This is a genomic window from Shewanella sp. A32, from assembly GCF_029167175.1.
In the GTDB taxonomy this organism is placed as follows: Bacteria; Pseudomonadota; Gammaproteobacteria; order Enterobacterales; family Shewanellaceae; genus Shewanella; species Shewanella yunxiaonensis.
Genome location: NZ_JARFTS010000046.1, coordinates 1 through 5,667, shown reverse-complemented (window position 1 = coordinate 5,667; position 5,667 = coordinate 1). Strand labels below are relative to the sequence as shown.

General features: G+C 47.8%; 5 protein-coding genes. 4 read left to right on the top strand and 1 reads right to left on the bottom strand.

Going from position 1 to position 5,667, the window contains the following annotated elements:
* Positions 1-89: 89 nt before the first annotated feature.
* Entirely contained in the window at positions 90-1,379 is a 1,290-nt protein-coding gene (gene ccmI, locus PY479_RS17325) for a c-type cytochrome biogenesis protein CcmI (protein WP_212594717.1), read from the bottom strand.
* A gap of 456 nt (positions 1,380-1,835) precedes the next feature.
* Here ccmI and nrfE point away from each other — a divergent pair, with 456 nt between their 5' ends.
* The 4 genes from nrfE to PY479_RS17305 are packed head-to-tail and all read left to right on the top strand — an operon-like array spanning position 1,836 to position 5,510.
* A complete protein-coding gene (gene nrfE / locus PY479_RS17320; protein ID WP_212594716.1) occupies positions 1,836-3,815 on the top strand; it encodes a heme lyase NrfEFG subunit NrfE in 1,980 nt (659 codons plus the stop codon).
* Between the two features lie 20 nt (positions 3,816-3,835).
* Positions 3,836-4,414 carry a DsbE family thiol:disulfide interchange protein gene (locus tag PY479_RS17315; protein ID WP_212594715.1) on the top strand — a complete coding sequence of 193 codons (579 nt, stop codon included), beginning with the start codon at positions 3,836-3,838 and terminating at the stop codon, positions 4,412-4,414.
* Positions 4,411-4,887, top strand: a complete 477-nt coding sequence (gene nrfF / locus PY479_RS17310; protein ID WP_212594714.1) for a heme lyase NrfEFG subunit NrfF — start codon at positions 4,411-4,413, stop codon at positions 4,885-4,887. The genes PY479_RS17315 and nrfF overlap by 4 nt, the downstream gene beginning before the upstream one ends.
* On the top strand, positions 4,884-5,510 hold the full coding sequence (locus tag PY479_RS17305; protein WP_212594713.1) for a TlpA disulfide reductase family protein: 627 nt from the start codon (positions 4,884-4,886) through the stop codon (positions 5,508-5,510). The genes nrfF and PY479_RS17305 overlap by 4 nt, the downstream gene beginning before the upstream one ends.
* The last annotated feature ends 157 nt before the right edge of the window (positions 5,511-5,667 follow it).

Below are 5,667 nucleotides of genomic sequence, written 5' to 3'. Positions count from 1 at the left end.
GAGCTTGCTCTAGTATAGAAGGCCCCCTTTTAGGGGGTAATCACAAAGCCACCTTCTTCAGAAGGTGGTTTTTTACTAAATGACATCAGTTATTTGACTTCGGTATCCAGGACTAAGTTGCCTTCGCCGCCGACATCCACACTGGCAACACTCCCTTTCAGATCACCTGGTTCTGGCTTGACGTTACCATGCTTGGACAATACCGCAATAATTTCAACCGCTTTAGTGGTACTCAACTTAACGCTGCTGCCCATGCTAGTAGAATCATCTAAGGTAACGGTGACAGGTAGCGCCTTGGCACTGACTTTGGTCGCTGCGACTGGCACGCTAGGGCCTTCAGTTGGACGGGCAAAAATAAACACAGTGTCTGTATCACTGATTTTGCCTGCCAATGCTGGCGCTACTGATACTTTCACAGTGACAGTCCCGGCGGTTGGCTGCTGAGTCGCATCGGCCGCAGAAGCTTCTCCCTGCTTCAACTTATTGTGAGTCGCATCATCGGGCATTGGGCCAGTATTGCCTTGCAGACGCATTTTGGCAGTATTCACTGCGTCAATGAGCGCGGCACGGTCGACGTCGTTACGGTCACTGTCGAGAATTGTCTGCCAGCTGTCGATGGCTTTCTGATAATCGGCGGTGTAAAACGCATTCATCCCGACCAGTAACAGGGTTGAAGGATCTTTAGGATCCATTTTCAACGCTTGATCAATTAATGATTGCACAATCGGGATCATGCGTTGACCGGCTTTATAGTAAAGTGCTGTTGCTTTAGGACCGAGCAGTTCAGCATGTACCCCGACCAGATCCATCACCTTGTCAAAGGCTTGTACTGCTTTGTCAAATTCACCGGCAGATATATAGGCGTGTCCCAGACTAAACCAAGCCTGACTGTTATCGGGTTCTTTGGCGACCGCGGTTTCCAACATATTTACCCGTTTCGCCATCAATTGTTCAGGTGTCATCCCCGCATGTGGATTGGCAGGATCGGCTGCAGTCGCTTCCACTTCCTGATAGGCCCCTAAGTGATAATAGGCGTAACCGGCTAATGCCAGCACTGCCACCGACATCAGGCTCGGCCACAGCAGACCGCGAGGCTTGTTAGATACCGCGAGTGTTTCATCTTTAGCCTGCTTCATATCCTGCAGCAGACTGATTTCGAGTTCTTTCTTCAACGATTCAAATTCTTGGTCATCCAAGATACCTTCACTGTGTTCTTTTTCCAGCGAGGTCAGACGTTCGTTGAACAGTTCTAAGTTAGTTTTTTTGCGTACTTCAGTTTCCCCGGCTTCCAGCAATTTTTTCTGGCGGAAATGCGGGACCCAGATCAGCGCAAGACTGATCAGCACAACGATTGCGATGAAAATCCAGAATGTGGTCATTATTATGTTTCACTTTGGTTGGAGATAAAGCGGAAAGTCGCCTACCGCAAGCCTTGAGCGCAAATTATACGTAAAGATGATTCATTGAACAGTAATATAACCATAACGTTATGAGTTAATCACGATAGTTGGGCACTGGTTCACAGATCCTCATCTCTGGTAAAAAAGTGATGAAACTTATGTGAAGAACATGGGTCACAGCAAAGAGTCATGCCAGATATATGAAGAAAATCCGGGCGTTGCCGCAGAATGAGAGCCGTCACCCAGATTTAGCGCAAAGTGGCAGACAGGAACAAAAGCAAATACTAAAATGAGCTAAAGCTCAATTAAGATACTCTAGTTAATAAAGCTTTATTTTTGATATTAATCATTGGCTTAGGATCTATGAGTTCTTAAGTTGTGTATGGTAGTTATTCCTATCAGGAATGATGCGGAACGTAAAACCGAGGAAAAACCATGATTCCAGAACTTGGACATCTCTCAATGATCATCGGGTTAGCATTCGCTGTATTGCTCGCCACGGTGCCTTTGATAGGTGTTGCCCGAAAAGACCAGTACCTGGTGCGCTACGCCTGGCCGCTCAGCTACGGTATGACCTTATTTATTCTTCTCGCTGTTGTTTCTCTTGCATACAGCTTCGCAGTGGATGATTTCTCAGTTGCTTATGTGGCACATCATTCCAACTCCGAATTGCCAATCTTCTTTAAGATTGCCGCAGTCTGGGGTGGTCATGAAGGGTCATTGCTGTTCTGGGTATTCGCCTTGTCCATTTGGACCTCTTCAGTTGCTTTATTTAGTAAAGGACTAGAAGAAGTATTTACTGCGCGAGTATTGGCAATTCTGGCGGTGATCGTGATTGGTTTCAGCTTATTTATGTTGCTGACATCCAGTCCGTTTGAGCGCTTGTCGCCAGCACCAATGGAAGGTCGTGACCTGAACCCCATGTTGCAGGATGTGGGACTGATTTTCCATCCGCCAATGTTGTACTTGGGTTATGTAGGCTTCTCGGTCAGCTTCGCGTTTGCGATCGCGGCTTTACTGAGTGGCCGGCTTGACTCTGCATGGGCTCGCTGGACTCGGCCTTGGACAATGGCAGCTTGGATCTTCCTGACTGGCGGTATCGCTCTGGGTTCCTGGTGGGCATATTACGAGTTGGGCTGGGGCGGCTGGTGGTTCTGGGACCCAGTAGAAAACGCTTCCTTTATGCCTTGGTTGGTAGGAACTGCGTTGTTGCACTCTCTCATCGTGACTGAAAAGCGCGGTGCGTTCCGTAACTGGACGGTACTGTTATCTATCTTTGCATTCTCGCTGAGTTTGCTGGGTACCTTCATCGTACGTTCCGGTGTGCTGACCTCCGTTCATTCATTTGCTGCTGACCCAAGCCGCGGTATGTTTATTTTGCTGCTGTTGGGCCTGACAATTGGTGGTTCGCTGACACTGTTCGCGTTCCGTGCCAGTGAAATGAGCAGCCCTGCTCGATTTGAGCTGCTGTCTAAAGAAACCATGTTGTTAGTATGTAACGTGCTGCTGACCGTCGCCGCAGGCACCGTGCTGCTGGGTACTTTATACCCACTGCTGATTGATGCGTTGCACATGGGTAAAATTTCAGTTGGACCTCCATACTTCAACGCCGTATTTGTGCCACTGGCAATTGCGTTGTTTGCCTTTATGGGGATTGGCCCTATCATCCGCTGGAAGAAAGCCAAGCCGGGTGAACTCAAGCGCCAGTTACTGATCCCTGCGCTGGTTTCTCTGGTGTTTGGTGTGGTCATGCCTTTTGTCATTGATGGTAAATTCAATGCTTGGGTGATGTTTGGCCTTGGCATGGCCTTATGGGTACTGCTGTCAACATTGCGTGTTGCCTATAACATCGTGAAACCTAACGATGGCGAACTGAGTCTGGCACGTATGGGCCGCAGCCAATTAGGGATGATTATTGCCCATATTGGTATTGCCGTATCGGTTGTGGGCGCCACTATGGTGTCTAACTATGCTCAAGAGAAAAGTGTCCGCATGGGACCTGGCGTAAGTCAGGAACTGGCGGGATATACCTTCCATTATCTGGAAACTAAAGATGTGGTAGGTCCTAACTACACTGCTAAGCAGGGGCAAGTTCGGGTCACTAAAGATGGTAAAGAAGTGGCATTCCTGAAACCCGACCGTCGTATTTATAATGTTCGCACTATGGATATGACTGAAGCGGGTATTGATTGGGGTTTCTTCCGCGATCTTTATATCACCATGGGTGACCCTATCAGCAAGACTGAATTTGCCGTGCGTCTGAACTACAAGCCATTTGTACGTTGGTTGTGGTTCGGTGGTGTGTTTATGATGATTGGCGGTCTGTTTGCAGCGTCTGATAAGCGCTATCGTGCTAAACAGAAAGCCGTTGAACCTATTGAAAGTGATAAGAAGGCCAGTCTGGCATCTGCCTGAGTGAGATAGAAAGGTTGAATATGAAGAAGTTGCTACTTTTTATTCCGCTGGTGTTATTCCTGGTAATGGGCGTGTTCCTGTATCGGGGGTTATACCTGAATCCTCAGCAGTTGGATTCAGCGCTGGAAGGCAAAGCGGTACCGGATTTCAACTTATCTAAGTTGGAAGACCCAAAGGTCATGATCACCAATCATGACCTGAAAGGTCAGGTTTACATCATGAACGTCTGGGCGACATGGTGTCCTAGCTGTAAGTATGAACATCCTTATCTGGTTCATCTGTCACGTCAGAACATCGTGCCTATCTACGGTATCAACTATCGTGATCAGCGCGGTCTTGCGGTTGAAGAGCTGAATCGGGAAGGCGATCCCTACACGATGAATATCTTTGATCCCGACGGCAAACTCGGGTTAGATCTTGGTGTGTACGGCGCACCGGAAAGCTTTATTGTCGATCATAACGGGATCATCCGCTTCCGTTATGCCGGCCCGGTGGACATGCGGGTATGGAATGAAACCATTTACCCAATTGTTAAGAAGCTCCAACAGGAAGCGACTACCGCTCAACAGGAAACCACTAAAGAAGGAAAAGCGTCATGAAAGCTTTGCTGAAGGTCTTTGTTAGTGCGTTGTTGGCATTCGGCGTCGCTTACCAGGTATCGGCTACACCGGTCGATACCTACCAATTTAAAAACGAAGCCAATCAGGAACACGCCATGAAGTTGGCTCGCAGTCTTCGCTGCCCGCAGTGTCAGAATCAGGATATTGTGGATTCGAACTCTCCGGTAGCGCGAGATTTGCGTATGGAAGTCTACAAAATGGTGGATGCTGGCAAGAGTGACAGTGAAATCATTGAGTTTATGACCAGTCGCTATGGTGAGTTTGTGTTGTATAAGCCGCGTTTGGAAACCAAAACTTATATTCTGTGGTTAGGTCCCGTGGCACTGTTGTTGTTCGGTGGTTTAATCGGATTTTTATTTATTCGCAAGCAACGTCATAACAACGCAAAATCGCAGGAACTCTCTGCGGAAGATCAACAGCAACTTGCTGAATTACTCAAACAGCAAAAATGAAACGGTTGCCTTCAGCACTATTGGTAGGATTGCTGCTGCTCGCCTTTGGCAGCAGTGCCAATCCTGCCGCGTCAACCGATAAAACGAAAGCCGCAACGGAGTCTACCGTCGACAAGATCAATATTCTTGCCCACGGTTTTCCGTTAAAGCCAGTTCCCTTCACCGATGCCGAAGATAATCCCCACGACTTCAGCCAATATCGTGGCAAAGTACTGCTGGTCAATATGTGGGCAACCTGGTGTCCGCCCTGTGTGCGCGAATTACCTGCATTGCAACGTTTCGCTAAAAAATTCGATCAGGAAAAGTTGGCATTTTTGCCAATATCGATCGATCAGGAAGGTAAGGATAAGGTAAAGCCATTCTTAGTTTCTGTGGGAATGCCTGACTTCGACAGCTTCTATGATCCGAAAATGGCTTTGGATGCTATCTTTCCGTTAGATACGATTCCTGCGACCTTCATTTTGGATGGTTCAGGGACACTAATTGCTTTTGTACGCAGCTTTGTTGATTGGGATGATCCCAAGGCAGAAGCGTTACTCAACAGCTTGATAGAACGAGAGCAACAGCGAAAATCCGAGACAGTTCATGCGGTTAAAATAATGTCTGAGGCTAAGACGCTGTAGCGCCATTCGCCGTTCAGATCTCGTAAAAAGATCGCCTTTGCCTAAAAGATCGGCAAGCGATCTTTTTTCTTTGAAATACCGCTTGCACAAAACTATAAGCTCCCTATAATGCGCACCCACTGACACGGCAACAGCGACACGCTGGCGGTGTTGAGGA